We start from the raw sequence: 235 nt of genomic DNA, 5'->3' as shown, positions 1-235 counted from the left end.
CCCGCGCCGACCGCCCCTGGGCGGCCTCGGACACGCTGATGAACGTCGTGCTCGGCCTGGTGCAGCCGACCGGCGAGCGCGAGCTGCTCGTCGTCGGCCTGCCCGGCGTCCGCGAGGTCGACCTCAAGCGCCTCGAGGCCGCCGTGGCCCCGGCCGTGGTCGAGCCGGCCGTCGAGGCCGTCTTCGCCGCGCACCCCCAGCTGGTCAAGGGCTACATCGGCCCGGCCGCGCTCGG

1 protein-coding gene is annotated in these 235 nt (G+C 77.4%); it reads left to right on the top strand.

Annotation, left to right across the window (positions count from 1 at the left end; all coding sequences use genetic code 11):
* Positions 1 to 235: YbaK/EbsC family protein (locus KVT14_RS21480; protein ID WP_306795894.1), on the top strand; the 235-nt coding region annotated here is incomplete at both ends.

The organism is Cellulomonas sp. GbtcB1, assembly GCF_019091725.1.
Taxonomy (GTDB): Bacteria; Actinomycetota; Actinomycetes; order Actinomycetales; family Cellulomonadaceae; genus Cellulomonas.
The sequence above is the reverse complement of the archived record's forward strand: the minus strand, read 5'-3'. Positions and strand labels throughout refer to the sequence as shown.